This is a genomic window from Paenibacillus sp. Soil787 (assembly GCF_001429545.1).
Taxonomy (GTDB): domain Bacteria; phylum Bacillota; class Bacilli; order Paenibacillales; family NBRC-103111; genus Paenibacillus_E.
This window is the reverse complement of the sequence record NZ_LMSP01000013.1, coordinates 116,781-137,064: the sequence shown is the minus strand read 5'-3', so window position 1 is coordinate 137,064 and position 20,284 is coordinate 116,781. Positions and strand designations below refer to the sequence as shown.

The following is a 20,284-nucleotide window of genomic DNA, read 5'->3' as shown; positions in this document are numbered from 1 at the left end:
TTCTCACCTAATTGATTACTGGCGGCCTTTTGTAAGGATTCGGAAAGTGATGCCGAATTTATCCGTAACATTGCCGTAAGCGGGGCTGAAGAAACTAGCTTGAAGCGGATCGTTCACTTGACCATCTTCCTTCAATGCTTCAAAATATTTGGTAGCTTTATCCTTATCGTTGGTTTGAACAACGATGGTGATTTGTGTTCCCTTCTCGTAGGTGCTTCCTGTGATATGATCTGTAATCTGTAGTTCAGAATCGCCGATTTTCAAGATAGCGTAATTAACCCAGTCCTTCTTTTCCGGAGGCAGTGGAGCTTTGGGATCTTCCGGCATGTCACCGAATCGCAGCATATAGGCGACCTTGGCATCCAGTGCCTTCACGTAAAAATTTATTGCTTCCTGGGCACTTCCGTTCATTTCAAGAAAAGGTATCAAACAAATACTCACAATAATCATCTCCTCAGTTTAAATGTTCTTTCAGGGACCCCTCGCTATTCTTCCTGTGATCCGGTTTCCCTTGTCACTTACTATGTCGTAAGTCAGCGAGGAAACGTGACGGATACGGTGAAAATTTTTTTAGGATAAGAAAATGCAGATTTCGTACATCTCCGTTGTCACGTTTGCCCAGTTTCGTACGACATATAAGAAAAAGGAACCGAAGAAAGGAATGTGATGTATGAACGATCATAATTGGCTTGTGGGACAATTCGAGGCGCATCGAAATCACCTGCAAACGGTGGCTTACCGGATGCTCGGATCTTTAAGCGAAGCGGATGATGCTGTACAGGAGTCATGGATTCGTCTTAGCCGCACCGATACTAGAGAGGTCAAGAATATGGGGGGATGGCTGACAACGATAGTCTCTAGGGTGTGTTTGGATATGCTGCGAACTCGTAAATCGCGGCGTGAGGAGCTTACGCTGGCTAATGTACCTGAACCAGTTAATAGCCATCAGGACGAAAGCAATCCTGAGCACGAAACATTGTTGGCCGACTCTGTTGGTCTTGCGATGCTGATGGTCCTTGGAAATTTGAATCCCGCCGAACGCATCTCATTCGTATTGCACGATATTTTCGCCTTATCTTTCTCGGAGATCGCCCCGATCATAGGGCGTAACGAGGTTGCAGCCAGACAACTTGCGAGCCGTGCACGCCGTCGGGTTCAGGGAGCGAAAGAGACTGCGGATTCAGAGGAGTTCAAGCGAAAACGGGAGCTTGTAGATGCTTTCCTAGCTGCGTCGCGTTCTGGAGATTTTGAGAAGCTTCTTGCGGTATTAGATCCCGATGTTGTGCTCCGACAAGACCCTGCATTTCCTCCGGTCGCAGCATGGCCAATTGTTCACGGTGCGGAAGCTGTGGCCAAGGGCTTCGCTGGTCGCGCTCAGGGTGCACGGCCAATGCTCGTGAACGGATCTGTAGGCGTGATTGTTGCTCCTCGCGGTCAAATGCTTTTCGTACTCGAACTCAAAATTGTGGATGGCAAGATCACCGAGATCGAAATGATTGCCGATCAAGCGCGCGTTCGCCAGCTCGACTTAGCAGAAATGAAGGATGGATAGGTCAGCTTTGAAGACCAGTTACAATAACATTAAATATGAACTTTATATCATAAAATAAAAAAGCCGTAATATAAGCGGCTTTTAATGGGATAATATTCTTGTCACCGAAGCGTGCTCAAGAATATTCATATATTAAGTTACTGGATCATCTCATCTGTTCGACCGCATGAGCGATGAACCTTGAGCATATAAAGCGCTATTATCGAGTTGATCTCTTATTGAAGAAAGGAATCATTTCTAAGCCAAGACCCACCTTCATCAGTGCTTCGGTAACACATCGTTGCAGCTCGAAGTGCTCCCTTTGCCGCTTCCTCTACTGTATTATAACGGTTCTCCATTGTAACAAGAGGCCCGGCATTGTCTGCGCCTCTATAATAATGACTGAGCTCATAAAAGTAACTGCTCTCCCGATTTTTAAGAATGTTAATTCCAATATATATGCCATCTATTCTTGCTTTTAAACATTGTACGACTTCATGAACGGATTCAATATCTGCATGGACATTCTCGAGCTCAGATAAATTTAACATGCTTTATGCCTCCATATCATCGTTCATAAATAGATAATCGATCCACTTCAAAATCAAGGTACCAAGGATAGTTTATCCAGAATACTGAAATCGATTCAATTCAGATGTCTGATGAAAAAATATAGTTCCGCATCACCTTAGAATTTTATTTAACCACACTTATCTTTAGGAAATATCCTTCTTGTACTATCGTTCCCCCGTAATGAAAGTTCGGCTAGATTTAATTCTGCCTATTAGATACCAAGATAAATTTGGTCTACTTAACCATCCCATATAAATTATCTGGATCGTAACGGAACGTCGATCACTTATATTGAGAAATCTGCGCTAGAAATCGAGTTGAAAGGAACGTGAGTGCGCTAATTGATCAAAGGAGCGATTCGAAGGCAAAAAACTGCGAAATAACGTATCGTCGTTCCTCTTCCCCTTGATTTCGGCGTTTTTCGACAAATTAGAGCATCGTAGTTCCCTCAGCAAATTCTGGCTACCTTAGCTCGTACAGCTGCTGCTCGATGTTACCTACCCGACCGTTCGGGAATCGAATTACTGTGGACCATAAGCACCAGAAACATTCCTTCAATACGGTTCAATAGGCCGTCAACAAAAGCTATATCGTATGAAAAGAAAATAAACCAGCAAACTCAAGGGTCTGCTGGTTAAGTACGCTAATTAATCATTTAGTTACAAAATTCTCTTGCCAAGAAGCGATTTTTGCGCTTCTTTTTTGTTTTTCGATTAGTTTTCCATTCTCAAGAAAAAGCACTCGATCACAAAGCGGCAGTACTCGTTCATCATGCGTAACCATAACCGCGCTCTTTCGCTGATCCTTTACTTGCTTCGCGATCATGCTCACTATATCGTGCCCTCGTGAGGCATCTAAGCTTGCTGTTGGTTCATCTGCGAATAGGACAGCTGGATCATTCATTAAGGCTCTTGCGATAGCTACCCGTTGACGCTCCCCCCCTGAGAGTTTCTCAGGATATGCGGTTCGACGATGAGATAATCCCATTTTATCGAGTAACTCTTTTGCTCGTTTGGTTGCCATCGCCTTTTCCATCCCTGCAAGCTTGGTTACCAAAACCAGTTGTTCTTCAACTTTCAAGTACGGAATCAAGTTGGCGCTTTGAAAAATAAATCCGATTTTTTGAAGTCGTAGATCAGATAGTGCTTGTTTGTCTTTACCGATAATGGATTCTCCATCGAGTAGAACATGCCCACTCGTAGGTTCAAGAAGTGCTCCTGCTATGGACAGAAATGTACTTTTGCCCGAGCCTGAAGGGCCCATTACCGCGACTAGTTCACCTTCGGCCACCTCAAGGTTTAGCTTATCCAAAATCGTTCTTTCCGTACCGCCATCCTCAAAAGTCCGTGTAATCTCCTGTAATACGAGTCTGTTTTTCATGCTGCTGTCCTCCCAATCGCATCCAAAGCGTCAATTTTGGCGACTTTCCACACCGAAAATAGCGAACCGGCCAAAGACATTGTTATAAAAGACATGCAAGTAAACGCCAAGGTGGAAAAGCCTAATTGAAATGGCATGGAACTTGGCAATACGGCCTCAAACAATTGAACCAACAGGACGCTAAGAACCAAACTGCCAACCGATAAGACCAACACCTGCAGCGTGACACTTCTAGCTAGATAGGCCGTACGTGTACCGATGGCTTTCAATATACCAAATTGACTGGTTTTCTGAATCGTGATGACATAAAAGAATACAGCCAGGACAAAGGCAGAGATTACAAATAAGAATACAATCATCATCATAAGCGAGCCTTGCTCTTCTTTGTAACCAGGAATCCCAGATACTGCTTCAGACTTCGTTATCACTTCCGTATTGGGCAGCGCGGACTGAAGCTCCTTAACTTTTTCTTTCGAGGCTTTAATGGCGACTGCATTGTAAACTTTACTGTCTGCTGCTGATTCATTTCCTTGACGTGTAAGTGTCTGCGCTTGAAGATTAAGCCAGTCCTGCTTTTTTAGAAAGACAGCCGGAGCGTGACTGAATGACTCGTTTTTTACAAAACCGCTTACAGTCCATTTTGTTCCCGAAGCTTGATCTACAATGATTGAGCCAATTTTGACTCCAGAGTTAGACAGCTTTTGATCAACAAGAACATGTCCTTTTGTCTGATCCGAGATGGGTGAACCTTCTGTTACTGTTGGCGCCAGCCAGCTACCGAGATTAACGGCGAGCAAAGCAACATCAATCTTTCCAGTATCTCCTGATGGAACAACCGTTGTCATTTTCAGACCTAGTGGCTCTGCATTCTCTTTCCCTACTAGTAAGCCAGCCTTTTCAAACTGATTCTGATCGACCTGGGATCGGGTGAAACGGTGATTAGCGTCCTGTCCTAAGACAAAATGTGTTGCAGCCATATTCTTAACAGAAGCGGCATTGTCATACGCAAGCCCCTGTGCAAGCCCGGTGACAAACAGAACAAGAAATGCAACAAGCACCATAATTGTAGCGATTAACGAATACCGTGCCTTAGCAAACCTCATTTCTCGAATAGCTAGATACATTGTGCTTCCCTCCTTCGTAATGACTAAAGTATAGGAAGCGAATATGAACGGAAAATGAATAACAGGTTACAGCTGAGGTAGTGTCATGGTGAAGAGTGTTCCGTCAGACGAACTGCCTGTTTACTCGCGGCTGAGCAGCCTCTTTTTCAACCAGTCATATTCGTTACCTCTTCGTCAGGCCTTTGATCGCGGTCTTCGCAACACTCGGATGATAGTTGATGATTTCACCAGCTTCTCCTGCATGTAAGCCGAAGAATGCTTAAAACCGCTCTCCACCCAATGGAATATAAGCCCTAGCAACGCGTGCCGCCTTTTACAGATTGTAATCCCTTTCAAAATTTCATTCACAAATTAGGAGCAGGTCGCCGCGGCGCCTGCTCCTATCCATACAAGTTAGTCTCTCTATTGGCAGCTTTTTTCTTACTAATGTTCGGTAATCGTACTCAACTTTGTAAATTCATCTTCAATATTATTCATTAATTCGACCAGTTTTATTTGTGCATCAATCTGTACCAACGCATCTGAAGCTTCGTCCAACTGTTTGACAAGCGTATTGTAAACATTGATTTGAAGCTTATTCTCCGTTACTTCAATGTTATCTAATTGTTTTTCCAGAGATAAGGGAATCGTTGGTGAGGTTTTATTTATAAATGGAAAGCTCTAAGATTAGCCCAGTAATCGGATAGACCCACAATAATTTATTCGGATTACTCAAAAAGCTTTATCTATGTTGGATTATTTGCAAAATCTCTTTTTGAGGAGTCTCACCTGATGATTATTGGGCTATAGTTTTCGTTAGTGAAGCAAAAAGACCTGCATTCGAGTTAATGGGGATTATCCCTCAGTAGACGATTCACGGTCTCCCGGCGAAGCCCAATGAACTGACCGATTTCCTCCTGTGTTAGCAGGTCTGTCAGCTTCGACGTTCCCAAATAATGTTGGAACCAGCTTTCGAGCTTCATCAGCTTGACAGCGGGAGTCACTTCCGTCAATTGGTCGATTCGCTGCTGCATCATGCGCAGTTTATCCTGTAATTGCCGCGCAATCGTACGGAACTGCTCCGGACTGCGCTCCAACTCCTCGTACCACTGCGAAGCAGGAAGCACTTCTATGTCACAAGTGACAAGCGCTATTGCAGTACCGTAGTAAGGGCTTGGAGTAATGAGCGAATGATGGGGAATTGTCTCGCCTGGCACAATGATATTCACAAGTGTCGTATTTCCGTCCTCATGAGCACGAACAATTTTTAAGAGGCCGGTTTGGAGCTGGTACAGTGGACCCGTGTCTCCTTGGCGGAATAGGATTTCTCCTTTGTGCATTTTCATTTATATTCTCCTTCTTATGAAAAAAAAGCGACAGCATTCACCTGCTGATCGCTTTTTGTTTATGATTGCTAGCTGCTAACCAGCTAGCTACATCTCTTTTTTTAACGGCTCCAGCTTCGTGCGAAGCGGCGTAAGTGCCACTGACATTCTGGAAAACCAATTCAACTGCTCCACCTTGCCAATGAGCCAAACGGATCCCACCAGCCCGAGGAGAGAAACGAAGACAGCTGCAGGCAGCGCCCAGAATGAGACGGAATGAGCAAAATAGGGAATGAACGAAACGGATAGAATCGGGGCCGCGTTCCATTTGAACCACTGAATAAGAGAGATGGTAAGTATAGCTGTTATGAAAAATGATATGGCGCCGTGGCTTATCGCATACATGGTGCTGCCTAATGTCACGGCTATGATAGCACCCATCGTGATGCGTCCAATGTCCTTAATTTGGTCCACCCGGTGCATAAAAAGAAAGCAGAATGCCCCAAGCGTCGGATAAAAAACCATCTTCATTGATGGGAAATGGTAAGAAGCCCAGTAAGCTACCATGAGGTAGCAGCACATCATTAGTGAACGTAGAAACATCGTTGGTTCCCGTCCTTTGATCTCGAATTTTTGGCACTTTTCTCATTGTACAAAAGTGCCATCCTTCGGTCAACCATATGGAAGGAATCCCCTCTAGCTTAATTCCGATCAACCGAAACTGTTGTCTCCACGAAAAATGTGGCCACCGCAAAAGATGCCGCCCCGAGCACTGTCGACCGATCGCTCAGCTCGCTGAACGCTACTTTCAGCTGCTTGCGCGGATGCGGCAGTGAACGCTTCTCAAGCAAAGCCAGCAGCGGCTTCATCAGCCATCTCTCGGCACTTGCTAAACGGCCGCCGAGAATAATATATTCAGGATTATATCCGTTGATAATATTAACTACGCCTATACCGAGATAATAACCAAGGCGCTCAAAAAGCGCAATCACCGTCGGATCTCCAGCTTCGGCCTTGCTAAGCAAAGCCTCCAGATCCACAGCGTCATCGTTTAACTCGCGGCGCGCCTGCGTGAGGAGCGCGTGCTCCGACGCATACAACTCCCAACAGCCCAAGCTGCCGCAGCTGCACTTGGGCCCGTCGTGCTGGATCGAGATGTGCCCGATCTCACCAGAGAAGCCGGTCGCTCCGCGGTACAGCTCGCCCTTAATGATGATCCCAGCACCGATCCCGATGCCGATCGACACATACACCAGATTCGCCGTGTCTTTACCGGCTCCGAATTGTTTCTCCCCCACAGCTCCTGCGTTCGCTTCGTTATCAATAACAACCGGAATGTTGAACGTCTCCTCGATTTGCTGCTGCAAAGGCACGTTCTCCCAGCCCAGATTCGGCGCGAACAGCAGGTTGCCGCTCTCGTCACAAATACCCGGCACTCCGATGCCGATTCCTATAATACCGTAGACGCTCTCCGGCGCGCTTTCGATCATCCCGCGGATGGTCGTTGTCAACAGCTCGACGACCTTTTCGACAGAAGCATTGTCATGCTGCACTCTTACTTCGCGGATGATCTTACCGCTTAAATCCGTCAGCACCGCGAGAATATCAGTAACCCCAAGGTCTACCCCGATGGCATAACCAGCCGTCCCATTAAAAAGCAGCATCATCGGCTTGCGCCCGCCGCTTGATTCTCCAACACCAATCTCTTCGACGACGCTGCTCTCGATCAATTCGTTCACAAGACTTGACACCGTCGCTTTGGTCAGCCCTGTAATTTCTGCAATCCGTGCGCGGGAAATTGGAGAATTCGTGCGTATATGGTGTAGTACGATGGATTTATTTATTTTTTTCACAAGATTCAAATCGCCTGTTTGCCTCATGTTTGCCCCCACACTGCTCTAATGGCTTTGTCGCTCTTTTCTAATGAACTGATTTTAACATGAAAGACATTTTCATGCATTAACTAAGTTTGTTTAATGAATTTACAAACTATTCATTTGGTGCTATGATGACTGCATAAGCATTTATTCCTTAATTTATGGAGGCTGAATTCATGAGCTACTTTGACAACATTCAACCGATTAAGTACGAAGGCCGCACATCGACGAACCCGCTTTCTTTTAAATTTTATAACCCCGATCAAGTTATTTTAGGCAAAACCATGCGTGAACATATGCGTTTTGCAATCGCTTACTGGCACTCTTTTTCCGCTAATGGCTCCGATCCTTTTGGCAGTGGCACAGCGATTCGCGCTTGGGATCAATATTCCGGCCTTGAGCTGGCCAAAGCTCGCGTTGACGCTTGCTTTGAGCTGCTGAACATTCTGGATGTCGACTACTTCGCTTTCCATGACCGCGATATCGCGCCTGAGGGCAGCACGCTGCAAGAAACGAACAAGAATCTCGACGAGATCGTTGCCCTGATCAAGGATAAAATGTCTTCCAGCGGCAAGAAACTGCTCTGGAATACAGCTAATATGTTCACTAACCCGCGCTTCGTTCACGGCGCTGCTACGACAAATAATGCTGACGTATTTGCTTACGCTGCTGCCCAAGTGAAGAAAGCCTTAGATCATGCCAAAGAGCTAGGCTCGGAAAACTACGTTTTCTGGGGCGGACGCGAAGGCTACGAGACTTTGCTTAACACGGACCTCGGCCTGGAGCTTGATAACCTTGCTCGCTTCCTGCATATGGCGGTTGATTATGCCAAAGAAATCGGCTACGACGGTCAATTCCTGATCGAGCCTAAGCCCAAAGAGCCATCCAAGCACCAATACGACTTCGATGCGGCGACGACGCTATCTTTCTTGCAAAAATACGACTTGCTGCCGTATTTCAAATTAAACCTGGAAGCGAACCATGCCACGCTTGCTGGTCATACCTTTGAGCACGAGCTTCGCGTCGCACGCATCAACGGCGTTCTTGGTTCCATTGATGCGAACCAAGGTGATCTGCTGCTCGGCTGGGATACCGACGAGTTCCCAACTGACTTGTACTCGACGACACTCGCGATGTACGAAATCCTACTGAACGAAGGCGGCATCGGCCGCGGCGGTGTGAACTTCGACGCCAAGGTTCGCCGTACTTCCTTCGAGCCTATCGATGTCGTCTACTCCCACATCGCAGGCATGGACGCCTTCGCTCGCGGCTTGCAAGTCGCTGCCAAAATGATCGAAGACCGCGTATTCGATAACATCCTCGACACGCGCTATGCTTCCTTCAAGTCCGGCATCGGCGCCGACATCGTGTCCGGCAAAGCCAACTTCAAGTCACTTGAAGCTTACGCGCTTGAGAACAACAGCACCATTGTGAATCAATCCGGCCGTTTGGAATTGATTAAGGCGACGGTTAACCAGTATCTAATTAATACTTAATTCGTGAAAAAAGCCCGTTTAAGCCATTTTTTTGGCTTAGCGGGCTTTTTGGTTTGTCCGACGGCTTGTGCAGATAACGCAGCTTCTCTGTAACGATGTTTTCCATCGCTAACGTATAGGGAACGCGGAAATTTGCCTCCTTAACGATATAAAACACGCTAAAGTCGAGGAGAATGAGCAATTGGGGACAGGAACCTCATCTTAGCCCACGTAAAAATGGAAAAGATCTCTGATCGAAGCGATCAGAGACCCACAATGCTGTAATCACAAGCCTACTTTTCTTAGGCCACCTTTTTATGAAAAATGAAGTTCACAGCTTCCATCCTAACGACGATGTCCAGAGCGGCAATTTGTTCATATGCTGCAAGCAGCTTCTCGTGCTTCGGACATCTTAAGCTGAAGCACAAGTGCATCATTGGGGTATTCGCGGTATTCCCTAATACGAGGGAGGATTCGCTCCCTGGCATCATCTTCAGATTGGTGACTTGGATACCCTGTTCCCCAAAACGGGAGGTAACCAAGCTGAGGAAGCCGGGATGTTCATTGATCATGATCTCTATTTCGTGAGTTCGGCGATGCCTTAGGAAATGCTTTTCCCACTTATTCAGGAGATACAGACTGATGAGTACTAAAAAGGTGCATACCGTCGCCCCGGTAATAAAGCCTGCACCTACGCTTAAACCGATAGCCGCTACCAGCCAAACGGAAGCAGCGGTAGTCAACCCTTTAATAACACTGCCGTTTCGTAATATCGCGCCTGCGCCAAGAAAGCCGATGCCGCTGACAACCTGTGCAGCCAAACGTGACGGGTCTATGCGGACGTTGGGTTCATTTACAAAGTCAGAGAATCCGTACTCCGACAACAGCATGATGGTGGCGGAGCCTAAACAAACTAAAATGTGAGTACGAAAGCCTGCCGCATGATTGTTCAATTCCCGTTCAAGACCGATCAAACCGCCCAGAACGACCGCCAACACCATTCTTATGATCAAATCCAAATGACTAATTTGCCACACACTGCTTACAGTCGTCATCGATGTGTCACTTCAAGCGGCTGCGACAGCCATTGCTTCAGCTTCACAACTTCCGTCCCAGCCAGCATCATAATGCCAACCCCGTGGTTGTCATTGGTTACGGTGAGCAGGTCCTTTTTATAATAATCAGCGGTAAACGCATACCGCGAACCGCTGCAAACGCCATGCACGTTGCCCTGAGCGTCGATGGCCAGACGGGTCAAACCGTCCCATGCTTTCAACGAAGCATTGATGAATCTACCTGGATCCTTGAGCCAGCCGAATCGCACGCCTCTCGCAAAGGCATAGGCGAACATCGCGGTACACGAAGCTTCCTGATAGGCGTCGGGATCGTTCAACACTTGATGCCACAGCCCGCTTTCAGCTTGCAGACCGGCATATCCCGCGCAAAGCTCATTAAAGAAATGCACTAACTCCGGGCGAGCCTCATGCTCTGCGGGTAGAACCTCCAGCACCTCTGTCAGCGAGAAGAGTGTCCATCCATTTCCACGGCCCCAAGGAATGCCGGTAGCCATGCCGTATTTGAAATCAAATACATGCGACATAATGCGCTGATCCGGCATGTACAAATACTTGCGGAATAATAGAAATTGCTTCGCTGCTTCATCCAGTGCCTCGCTGCTGCTGGTTATCCCCGCATAGCGGCATAAGAACGGGGTGCTCATGTAGAGGTCATCAGCCCACATCGTATTCTCTGAATATTCATCCTGACATATCCGATAAAAGGCCCCGTCTTCCTTGCGCTCCAGCCGCTCGAGCATGAAGTCGGCAATTCGCTGCGCAATCGGCAAAAAGCCTGGATCCTTAACTTCTTCAAAAGCTTCAAGCATAGCGGAGCCGAAGGAGCCGCAATTATCCAGCATTTTCATCATGACTAATTGTTGATTGATCGCCGGGAACCCGTACTTCTCACGATCCCATAAGGAGTATTCGAACATGTCAGTACAGCTTTGAACATGTCCTAGGGCATAACGGATAATATCCGGCCGCTCCAGCAACCGACCTGCTTGCAGCAGCCCATAAATGGTCACGCCAAGCGGATAATCCCAGCGGGCATAATTCGTCACGTTGCCGACAGTCCATTTATTGCTCAGCATAGCATTCTCGTAATACGGGCGCAGCCAAGCATCAGGACCATCCAAACGCCAATACGTTTTGTCGCTCCCACCCTGCAAGTCCGATTGCTGAGCATAGATGCGATCAGTTCTTACTAAATCCTCATAGGTTAGCTCAATGCTTGAATCCAGTGGCCCTAGGTAGAACCACGGATCCGTAGAACCATGAACCTTCTGAGGAGCGCTCAAGGGGACAACCTCTCCCTTAACATAGGCATGCAGCGTAAAGCCCCACGCGTTATCTCCACAAATACTGCGAATCAACAGATCATGTTTGCCAAAAGAAACCGGCACCTCCACCTGAAAGCTGCCTTCTTTCGCAAGATCCAATACCTGCTTCCCTTCCAGCCAAACGGTTAACGGACCTGCCGTATGACCCTTCAACAGGCAGGGTTCTTCACCAGAGCCCATCTTGTCCAACTTGGTCCAAGCGTACGCTTGCTTACCGCACTGTAAGCCGAATAAGCGCTCGCAGACAGGCTTCGCAAGCTCGCCTTCACCCCACTCACAGGTCGGCAGCCAGATCACCCCGTACTCTTTCTCTGACGCCAAACCATCTGGCAGCGGACTGCCCTCGAATACATCTGTGTCGACCGGAGCAGAGTACACCCATCCCGCCTGACCACTTCTTTCGGCAAACGGGGTAAGCACATTCAGAATCCGTACCTTGGCTTCATCCGATCCGAACAAACAGCCAAAGCCCGCCGCCGTATGCTTAGCTTTGATAAAAAGTCGGTTCCAACCTTTCACAAAGTTCAAATTAAGCTTCACGCTGGCATCTGGCTTAATTTCATCTATTACGTTGGAGCGATAAGCACGCTCGTCATTGAAATAGAACTCAATCGGCCCCAAACAGCGGAACAACACATCCAGATTTCGTTCGCCATCACTCCATACTAAACCATATGCATACGAAAATTGGCCGGGTCTTGCTTCGGGAAATCTCCGTCCCAGATTCAAATCAAACATCCCATCCTTATTTTGCAAAACGCCAGATCGGTAAAAGGTCCTGAAAGCAAAAGGAACGGGCGGATTAGCCCCAATGTAGCGGTCCGCAAGCACCTTCAATGTTCGGTTATCGTCGTCTCCTAAGCGAGACTGTATACTCTCTTGTTCACTAAAATAAGTCGTCATATCGGCCTTCCTTTCTACAGTAGGCGAACCGTAAATGTCCGGTCGAACGGCGTCACCAAGTTCACATGGACGTATTTGCAACCGGTCGGATGTTGATCTTCACGGAGCACAGGCAGCAAATGCTCGTAAGCGCCTGTTGAAATCTCAATCGCATCTTCATCCACCGCATATTTCATAGAGCCACTTTTCAAGAAATATTTTCCTGCCTCGGCTTGGGCGAAATCATCGCCGCTAATCGTCCCCTCATCTCCAAAAATAAAGGATAACTGCGTGAACACATCTTCTCGCTCATCGGTAAGGATACGAATCGTCCATTCTGCGTCTCCTTGTGTAATTTCTGCTTGATACTCAAGAGTTTGCAGATGTGTCATCGGCCGATGCTGATGCGGAAGCAAGTACCAAGGACGGAGTGTCGCTCTCTCCGCTGACTCCGGCAGAAATTGACGCGGAATCGGTCCGTTATATCCTTTTTCCAATACGATTCCTAGCTTATAGACGCCCTCCTCAGCAGTTAGATGTGCGAACTTCACTATCCCAGGTGAGAAGGATGTAGATAACTTAATGCCGAGCAGCCTTACTTTGCCATGGCGAAGGGAGAAGAATGACGGTGTCTGCGGCATAATCGTGACGCTCTGATCAAGCTCCCGAATGCGTACAAGCGGTGCGCCGAAAGTTAGGTGCATGCTGCTGTGCTCGATTTTCATATGGTGGCCCACGCCATCGATTTGCGTCAAATGCTCATTGATGGGGTGATGCTCATTTATCATTTTGACATAACGATCAGGCAGCGGTGTGCGTTCCAAATCGGAAATATCTGCATCAGGATACAGCAGTAAGCCCAGAAGTGCATTGTTGTTCACTGCTTCCGTCCCCTTAATAAAGGTACCTGCATAGTCCGACATCGCAGCGAACAAAGGATCTTTATCATGCGCAGCCATTAAGCGATAAATCAAGAAATAAGTCGCCATATCGAACATCTGCCCGAAATCCTGGCGTCCGGAATAATCGGTTACCACCTCACCGGATGGATGGATCAAATACACCATCATGTGCAGATTGCGACGCACACATTCTAGTAATTCTGGGCGGTTAAGTACACGACCCGTATGGTATAAGGCAATATCGCTGACGGCATTATAGATGCCATTGCTGCGCTCCGTCCATTCACCGTCATGGGTGATATCCATCCCTTCTGCCAACCATTCTTCCGCTCTAGCTATCAGCTCAGGCATTTGGAAAATCTCATACAGCAGCGAAAGTGCTGCTGTAATAACCCAGCGATGGTTCGGTGTATGACATCCGCCTGTCAGCATAGCAGGGATCGTACGCTCCAGAAAAAGCCTCAGTTTAGCGGATGCAGGCTTCACAGCCGCCCAGTCATGCGTCTCAAGCAGTTGATAAATTTGAGTAATTCCGCCTACGACAAAGGCTGTATCTGGAGGGGAATTATAATTGGTTGAACCTAACGATATCGTACCGTCGGCATGTTGGCGGTTCAAAATAAAATCCGCTGCTTTGTCGAAAGCGGCCAAGAGTTTCTCATCATGATAATAACCTGAATCTGGATTAACGATTGCCGAAGCCCATACAGCCAAAACGCTCGGCGTACTGAGGTGATTGACACGCGCAATGCCCGTTTCGTCGATGATACCGCCGTAATATTTGGATGTAGGATCAAGCACCTGCCGCTGCAGCGTATCTGCTGTATGTTCGTCATAAATGTGTACCAACTGTTTATAAGCAGCGTCCATGCTGATAACCTTTTAACCTTTCATAGCTGTAATTTTACTTGTAATAAGCCTGTGACTTTCGTCAATTTCGTCCGGCTGGCAAACAGCCTTCAGTTCATACACCTTGACTTTGGCAAAATCAATTGCCTCCAAAAAATGATCAAAATATTGCAGATCTTTACTATGCACATAAGGACACCAGTGATCGGACAGCTCTAACGTTTCATGGATGTGTACGCCATAAATATAGCGCTTCACTTCCTGCAGCTCCTTGAGATTATCGTACAGGCCCATCCGATCCATCATCATGGCATGGCCGATGTCGTACCATAAGTAAACCGGACCGCCCTTCAGATTTTCGCAAATCGTTTTCGCCTCCATTAAGGTCGGCATCTGATACGATCTTGAACGTGTTTCGATGCCAATGGCTACAGACCATCCTTGTTTGGCTGCATGCTCGCTTACTTCCTCCAGACTGTCTTGAATCCGCTGGGTATAGAGCGGGCTCAACCGCTCCCGTCTTTCGGACATATCCTTCCACAGCTTTTGATATTCCGGTGAATCCTTCCCGTGATCCCTGTAAAGCTTTTTCAAATCCAAATCGATGTTGTATTCGAAAGGCACCTCGCCTGGATGTACGACAACAGCCTTCGCTCCATAGCGGTTTGCATATTCCATAGACCGGATCAACAGCTCCACGGATCGCTTGCGCTTCACCTCATCATCGAAACCGAGCATAACAGAGTCCGTATCGTAATCCTTATCATTGATGAAAGGAAACACATTGTGGACACTGGATACGCCAATTTCCCCTTTTTCGATCATCGGCTCAATCGTCTTCATCATTTCTTCCGTCACGTTATAATTCAGTTCAACATTGCGAAAGCCGAGCTCCTTGATCTCCTCTATCATGTTCCTTCCAATCGAATGCTTCTTAATATTCCAGCAGGTAGAAAATGAGTATTCCCCTTTATCCAGCATGTCTGTTCCTCCTTAGAACTTTGTTGTCATCATTTCCTTCTAATGAAGAAAAGCCAGATTACCCTTATTTCTTTGCAGGGAATGATCTGGCCTTTCCTCAGGGAAAGTCTCTTTATTCCGCCAGGTCACTCAGCCTGCATACAGCACCTGAGCGTGCCGATAAAGTCGAAGCTTCCATTAAACGGGTCAAATCAAGGGCTATTTGTATATTTTCAGAAGCCGTCGTTCCAATTCGAATATGTGATACCCATTGTTCAAAGGGAGAAGGGAGATTGGCTGGCAGATCTGTGACCTCTTGCCACCCTGCTGCAGCTTCACCTTCCAGCTTATGGCCTCGGACTAACAACTTGTCATCGGTTCTGCTATACATAAGGCTGCCTTCCGTTCCTTGCACCTCAATATCAAATTGGGAGTAGTTATTCACGAATCCCGCTTCAACAATGCCTATAGCCCCATTAGGATAACGTAAAGTCGCTACCGCACTATCCTCTACCTCTCGCTCTGTGATATAGCCGAAGCTTGCACTAACACTTTCCGGTAAACCCAGGAATAGGCGTGTCAAGTACATCGGATGGCAGCCAAGGTCCATTAATGCTCCTCCCCCGCACTCCTCTAAATGGAAGAAATGAGATGGGAGTGAACCATTCGGATTTTTCTCTGTTCGCAAAGCGCCGTTGTGAGCAAGCCGAATACGAACCGTCGTAACAGTGCCAAGCTGACCACCCTGAATGAAGTTATGTGCAGCTTGTGTGAACCAGGTATATAGCCGGGGGAGAGAAACCGTTAGCTTGACCCTAGCTGTCTCAACCGCAGCCAATATCTCCTTACATTCCTTCGTCGTGGTAGCTATAACTTTCTCTGTGAAGATATGCTTACCCGCTTTGGCTGCTGCGATGATAACATCCCGGTGCCGATTCGTCGGCGTACCCACAATAACGGCATCAATATCCGGATTGGCCAAAAGCGCATGCAGATCCTCATAAAAGCTAACGCCATGCTCCTCTGCCTTTTGCCTTCCTCGTTCGGGAACTTCATCCCATACAGCCACGATTTCGGTACCCGGGTGCTCGGCGGCTAGGCGTGCATAATCTTTGGCATGCACATGCCAAAAGCTCAACATCGCTACTCTAATCATGAAAGAATGGCCCTCATTTCCGGTTATTTTAGTCAAAATAAACCGCTTTTCCCGTTCTATTGGATTCATAAATGGCTTCAAGAATTTCAGAAACCACACACGATTGTTCTGGCGTTACAATAGGATCCTTATCGTTCATCACAGCGTCAATCCACATACGGATTTCTTTATCCTGCATACTCTCTTTTTTGCCATTGTAGAAGTCTGCGCCTTTGGCTTCGAACTGAAGTTGATTGACGTATAAGCGACTGTGGTTCTCACCATTTATGCGTAAACCATCCTGCATGTCGGCTCCGCCTTCTGTACCGCAAAGCGTACATTTCGCTTCCTTCGTATCCAATGTATTTAAGGCCCAACTCGCCTCCACCATCACAGTCGCGCCGTTTTTCATCACGATCATCGCAAAGGCGGAGTCTTCCACTTTGAATTTCTCAGGATCCCAAGGACCCCAGGAATTAGCGGCATTTTCTTTCCGGGAAAGCTTATGATAAGCGGTGCCAAGCACCACCTTGGGTTCGTAGTTATTCATCATCCACAGCGTTAAATCGAGCGCATGTGTACCGATGTCGATCAGCGGACCTCCGCCTTGTTTGTCTTCATCCAGAAATACACCCCAAGTAGGAACACCACGTCTGCGAACAGCATGCGCCTTGGCAAAATAGATCTCGCCCAGATCGCCGTCTTCGATCACCCTTTTCAAATACTGACTGTCCGCACGGAAGCGGTTGTTGTAGCCAATAGTTAGCTTCTTACCTGTGCGCTTAGCCACCTCAACCATACGGCGAGCATCGGCGGCGGTTTTGGCCATCGGCTTTTCACACATGACGTGTTTGCCTGCTTCCATAGCTGCGATCGAAATCTCTGCATGCGTATCATTTGGGGTACAGATATGAACGACCTCAATGGAAGGGTCCGCGAGAAGTTCATTATAGTTTTCAAACACTTTTGCTCCGGGAGCACCAAACTTCTCGGCCGCTTGCTGGGCATGTTTAAGAGATATATCAAAAAAACCAACCACTTCGACTTGTTCTATCTTGCTTAGGCTGGGCAAATGCTTACCTGTTGCAATACCGCCGCAGCCAATGATGGCGACTTTCACCTTGTTCATTCCTATTTCCCCCCATGATGTGATTCCATTTATCCGATGTTGCCAAAATGAATGGAGCTGGACATCCAGCGTTGTCTGCATGGCAGGCAAAACGCATATCCATGTCCAGCTCCTTCTTCCTAATCCATTACTTCACTTGCTCCATTTGCTGTTTGGCGATTGCCATAACATCCTTAGCAAGGAACGCTTTATCTTTATTTTCCGAATACCATTTGTTCATGAAATCTTCGAGCTGCTTGCCACCTGCTTTATCCCAAGCCGCTTGAGCGTCTTTAATTGCTTGTTCAGGGCTGTACTTGCTTCCGCTAATGATTGCCTTAACGAAGAGGTCGCCTTTTTCTTTAAGAATCGTTGTATTAATGACTTGAAGATCTGCACTATACACCGGCATATGTTCCCCTACCGTGAGCCCAGGATATCCTCTTTGCGTATCGAAATACATCTTCTGAACTTCTTTATACATGTCCATGGCAGCCTTCTGCGCAGGCACTTCCGGATTAAAGCCGCTCAAAACAAAACTGCATTTATCTTGTCCCGATGAGTAGAACATTTCATAGTCCAATGCGTAGCCTACCTCATTCTTGTTCTTGGCCGGATCTATCGCCTGCGGGCAGCCATTAGCTGCTTTCTTCCAGTGAGTGCCTTCGTCACCATTAATCACTTTCAAAGCCGTCTCCGGTTTCATCATAAAGTCAAGATAACGGCCAACAGCTTCAGGATCTTTCGCCTTGGCGTTAATGACTGTCGTCATTTGAACCGGATTATCGATTGCCCCTGTGAATGTCCCGAGTGGTGATTTCGGATAGCCTAACGGAGCCACATCCGCATCGGCCACATTTTTCTTTAACGTAGGAAGGTCGTTCATTGCAAAGTCATACCAACCGCCTGAGAATCTCACGTAAATACCGATTTTGCCATTTAGAAAGTCTTGCTTAGCCTTTGCACCATCTTTGTCATTGATATAATCTTTGTCAATAAGGCCCTCATCGTAGAGCTGCTTTTTGAAGGTTAGGGAAGCAAGCTCATTATCCCACTGACGGATAATTTTGCCATCTTTAACTCCCCAAGCCAACAAGTCTTTCGAAGAGCCTTCACCAAACATCTCATTGATCGCTTGTTCCGAATAGGTACTCATGTTAAGCCCATAGGTATCTTTCTTACCGTTGCCGTCAGGATCTTTCTCTGCAAATGCTTTAGCCACAGCCAATAATTCCTCAGTTGTTGTAGGCATTGATAGATTCAGCTTTTTCAACCAATCTGTACGAATGAGCAAGAGATGTTGAGGTGTAGCTTCTTTTACTTTACCGATTTCATACAACTTCCCGTCTGGTTTTGTACCCGCTTTCTTCAACTGCGGATATTGGGTCAGTAATTTTTGATATTCAGGCATGAATTTTAAAATGTCATCGATAGGCAGCAGCTGCTTTTGATCATACAGACTGCCACGAAACGGTGTATTATACTCGCTAACAATATCCGGAGCGGAACCGGAAGCAAACAATACATTTAATTTTTTAGTTGAATCGCTGCGGAGGATGGGAACGTATTTCACATTTTCCGGTCCGTTCTGGTTAATCCATTTGGTCCAGCGATTTTCTTCATACGACCCTTCCGATGCAGGAACTGCACCGCGGTCATACATGGTTACGGTTACATCGCTGCGTTTAACTGCCGCTTTCTCACCCGATTTGGTCGTTGCTGCCGGTGTTGCCGTTTCCTTCTTGTCGCTGCTGCAACCAACCAACGTTGCCCCTAACGCTACAACACTTACTGTCATACCAACCCACAGTTTCTTGTTTTTCATGTGCATTTTTCCCCCAATAATTTTATTGTGAAGTTTTGTTAAACGGGAACACCTTTCTCATCAACCCTTAACAGATCCAAGCATAACGCCCTTCACAAAGTACTTTTGCAGGAAGGGATAAACCACCAGCATAGGAACTACCATGACAACGACCCCGACTGCTTTAACCATCTCCGTAGCGACTGCCGCCTGCTCTTCACTATTTAGAGAAGGAGAATTCAGAAGATCGTTTTGTTGCAGCATCGCCTGGACGATGACGGTCAAATTCTGCAATTCGCTCTTGTTGATATACATTAGCACGTTCATGAAAGAATTCCAGAAGCCAATCCCGTAGAACAGAGCCAACGTAGCCAACATGGGCAGTGATAGTGGAAGTATGATACGGATGAGAAGCGAGGTATCGTTACATCCATCAATTCGCGCAGCTTCCTGTACTTCATAAGGAATATTTTCAAAGTAGCTTCGCATTAGCAGCATATTATAGGTACTAATGAATCCGCTTAGCCATAAGGCCCAATAGGAGTCGATCAGATGCATGTTCTTAATAACCAGATAAGTTGGAATTAACCCCCCCGAGAACAGCATCGTAAACACCATGCCAAGAACAAGATAGCGACGGCCTATCAGATACGATCTGGACAACGGGTATGCAGCTAATATGGTACCTAACAGACTCAGTGCCACACCGACTAGTGTAATGATGATGCTATTTTTAAAAGCGTTAAAAGCTGGGCTGGCTATGAAGAAAATTTTATAAGCCGTGAACTGCAGCCCTATTGGCCAGAAGAAGACATGTCCTGAATCCACGGACGAACGATCGCTAAGCGACAGCGCCACAATATGAATAAACGGCAGAATACACGTTAAGGCAATTAATCCGAGCACGACGTAATTGGCAGCGTAGAATATATTTTCGCCTTTTGTCGCTTTCATGCTACCCCTCCTTTCATTTGTGCTG

The 20,284-nt window shown here is 46.9% G+C and carries 17 protein-coding genes; 2 read left to right on the top strand and 15 right to left on the bottom strand.

What is annotated here, in order from left to right; all coding sequences use genetic code 11:
* Positions 1 to 15 precede the first annotated feature (15 nt).
* Entirely contained in the window at positions 16 to 450 is a 435-nt protein-coding gene (locus tag ASG93_RS16340) for a VOC family protein (protein WP_321166687.1), read from the bottom strand.
* A gap of 220 nt (positions 451 to 670) precedes the next feature.
* On the opposite strand from ASG93_RS16340, the gene ASG93_RS16335 reads away from it, so the two are divergent.
* On the top strand, positions 671 to 1,552 hold the full coding sequence (locus ASG93_RS16335; RefSeq protein WP_056833616.1) for a sigma-70 family RNA polymerase sigma factor: 882 nt from the start codon (positions 671 to 673) through the stop codon (positions 1,550 to 1,552).
* A 215-nt stretch (positions 1,553 to 1,767) separates the two neighbouring features.
* Here the strand turns inward: ASG93_RS16335 and ASG93_RS16330 are convergent, their stop codons facing one another.
* From ASG93_RS16330 to ASG93_RS16300, 6 genes are all read right to left on the bottom strand, one after another.
* On the bottom strand, positions 1,768 to 2,082 hold the full coding sequence (locus ASG93_RS16330) for a hypothetical protein (protein ID WP_056833615.1): 315 nt from the start codon (positions 2,080 to 2,082) through the stop codon (positions 1,768 to 1,770).
* A gap of 673 nt (positions 2,083 to 2,755) precedes the next feature.
* Complete coding sequence (locus ASG93_RS16325; RefSeq protein ID WP_056833614.1) at positions 2,756 to 3,484, bottom strand: ABC transporter ATP-binding protein; 729 nt, start codon at positions 3,482 to 3,484, stop codon at positions 2,756 to 2,758.
* Positions 3,481 to 4,608: an ABC transporter permease gene (locus tag ASG93_RS16320; protein ID WP_056833613.1), complete on the bottom strand. Its 1,128-nt coding sequence runs from the start codon at positions 4,606 to 4,608 to the stop codon at positions 3,481 to 3,483. The genes ASG93_RS16325 and ASG93_RS16320 overlap by 4 nt, the downstream gene beginning before the upstream one ends.
* An 824-nt stretch (positions 4,609 to 5,432) precedes the next feature.
* Positions 5,433 to 5,933 (bottom strand): Crp/Fnr family transcriptional regulator, encoded by a 501-nt coding sequence (locus tag ASG93_RS16315; protein WP_056833612.1) that lies wholly within the window; start codon positions 5,931 to 5,933, stop codon positions 5,433 to 5,435.
* Positions 5,934 to 6,020: 87 nt separating this feature from the next.
* Positions 6,021 to 6,515 (bottom strand): hypothetical protein, encoded by a 495-nt coding sequence (locus ASG93_RS16310; protein ID WP_156410925.1) that lies wholly within the window; start codon positions 6,513 to 6,515, stop codon positions 6,021 to 6,023.
* A gap of 98 nt (positions 6,516 to 6,613) precedes the next feature.
* Positions 6,614 to 7,792, bottom strand: coding sequence for an ROK family transcriptional regulator (locus ASG93_RS16300; RefSeq protein ID WP_056833609.1), 1,179 nt, complete (start codon positions 7,790 to 7,792; stop codon positions 6,614 to 6,616).
* A 173-nt stretch (positions 7,793 to 7,965) separates the two neighbouring features.
* Here ASG93_RS16300 and xylA point away from each other — a divergent pair, with 173 nt between their 5' ends.
* Positions 7,966 to 9,285, top strand: a complete 1,320-nt coding sequence (xylA, locus tag ASG93_RS16295; protein ID WP_056833608.1) for a xylose isomerase — start codon at positions 7,966 to 7,968, stop codon at positions 9,283 to 9,285.
* Positions 9,286 to 9,566: 281 nt separating this feature from the next.
* Here xylA and ASG93_RS16290 read toward each other — a convergent pair whose 3' ends face one another.
* The 8 genes from ASG93_RS16290 to ASG93_RS16255 form a co-directional block, all read right to left on the bottom strand.
* Positions 9,567 to 10,319 carry an MgtC/SapB family protein gene (locus ASG93_RS16290; protein ID WP_056833607.1) on the bottom strand — a complete coding sequence of 251 codons (753 nt, stop codon included), beginning with the start codon at positions 10,317 to 10,319 and terminating at the stop codon, positions 9,567 to 9,569.
* Positions 10,316 to 12,568: a glycoside hydrolase family 105 protein gene (locus tag ASG93_RS16285; RefSeq protein ID WP_056833606.1), complete on the bottom strand. Its 2,253-nt coding sequence runs from the start codon at positions 12,566 to 12,568 to the stop codon at positions 10,316 to 10,318. Before ASG93_RS16285 ends, ASG93_RS16290 begins: the two co-directional genes overlap by 4 nt.
* 14 nt (positions 12,569 to 12,582) lie before the next feature.
* Positions 12,583 to 14,319, bottom strand: a complete 1,737-nt coding sequence (locus tag ASG93_RS16280; RefSeq protein WP_056833605.1) for a hypothetical protein — start codon at positions 14,317 to 14,319, stop codon at positions 12,583 to 12,585.
* Between the two features lie 12 nt (positions 14,320 to 14,331).
* Positions 14,332 to 15,279: a sugar phosphate isomerase/epimerase family protein gene (locus tag ASG93_RS16275; RefSeq protein WP_056833604.1), complete on the bottom strand. Its 948-nt coding sequence runs from the start codon at positions 15,277 to 15,279 to the stop codon at positions 14,332 to 14,334.
* 112 nt (positions 15,280 to 15,391) lie between these two features.
* A complete protein-coding gene (locus ASG93_RS16270; RefSeq protein ID WP_056833603.1) occupies positions 15,392 to 16,414 on the bottom strand; it encodes a Gfo/Idh/MocA family protein in 1,023 nt (340 codons plus the stop codon).
* 28 nt (positions 16,415 to 16,442) lie between these two features.
* The gene (locus ASG93_RS16265; protein WP_056833602.1) at positions 16,443 to 17,522 is read right to left on the bottom strand and encodes a Gfo/Idh/MocA family protein; all 1,080 of its coding nucleotides are present in this window, start codon (positions 17,520 to 17,522) and stop codon (positions 16,443 to 16,445) included.
* 127 nt (positions 17,523 to 17,649) lie between these two features.
* Complete coding sequence (locus tag ASG93_RS16260; RefSeq protein WP_063891889.1) at positions 17,650 to 19,326, bottom strand: extracellular solute-binding protein; 1,677 nt, start codon at positions 19,324 to 19,326, stop codon at positions 17,650 to 17,652.
* 60 nt (positions 19,327 to 19,386) lie between these two features.
* Positions 19,387 to 20,259, bottom strand: coding sequence for a carbohydrate ABC transporter permease (locus tag ASG93_RS16255; RefSeq protein ID WP_056833600.1), 873 nt, complete (start codon positions 20,257 to 20,259; stop codon positions 19,387 to 19,389).
* Between the last annotated feature and the right edge of the window lie 25 nt (positions 20,260 to 20,284).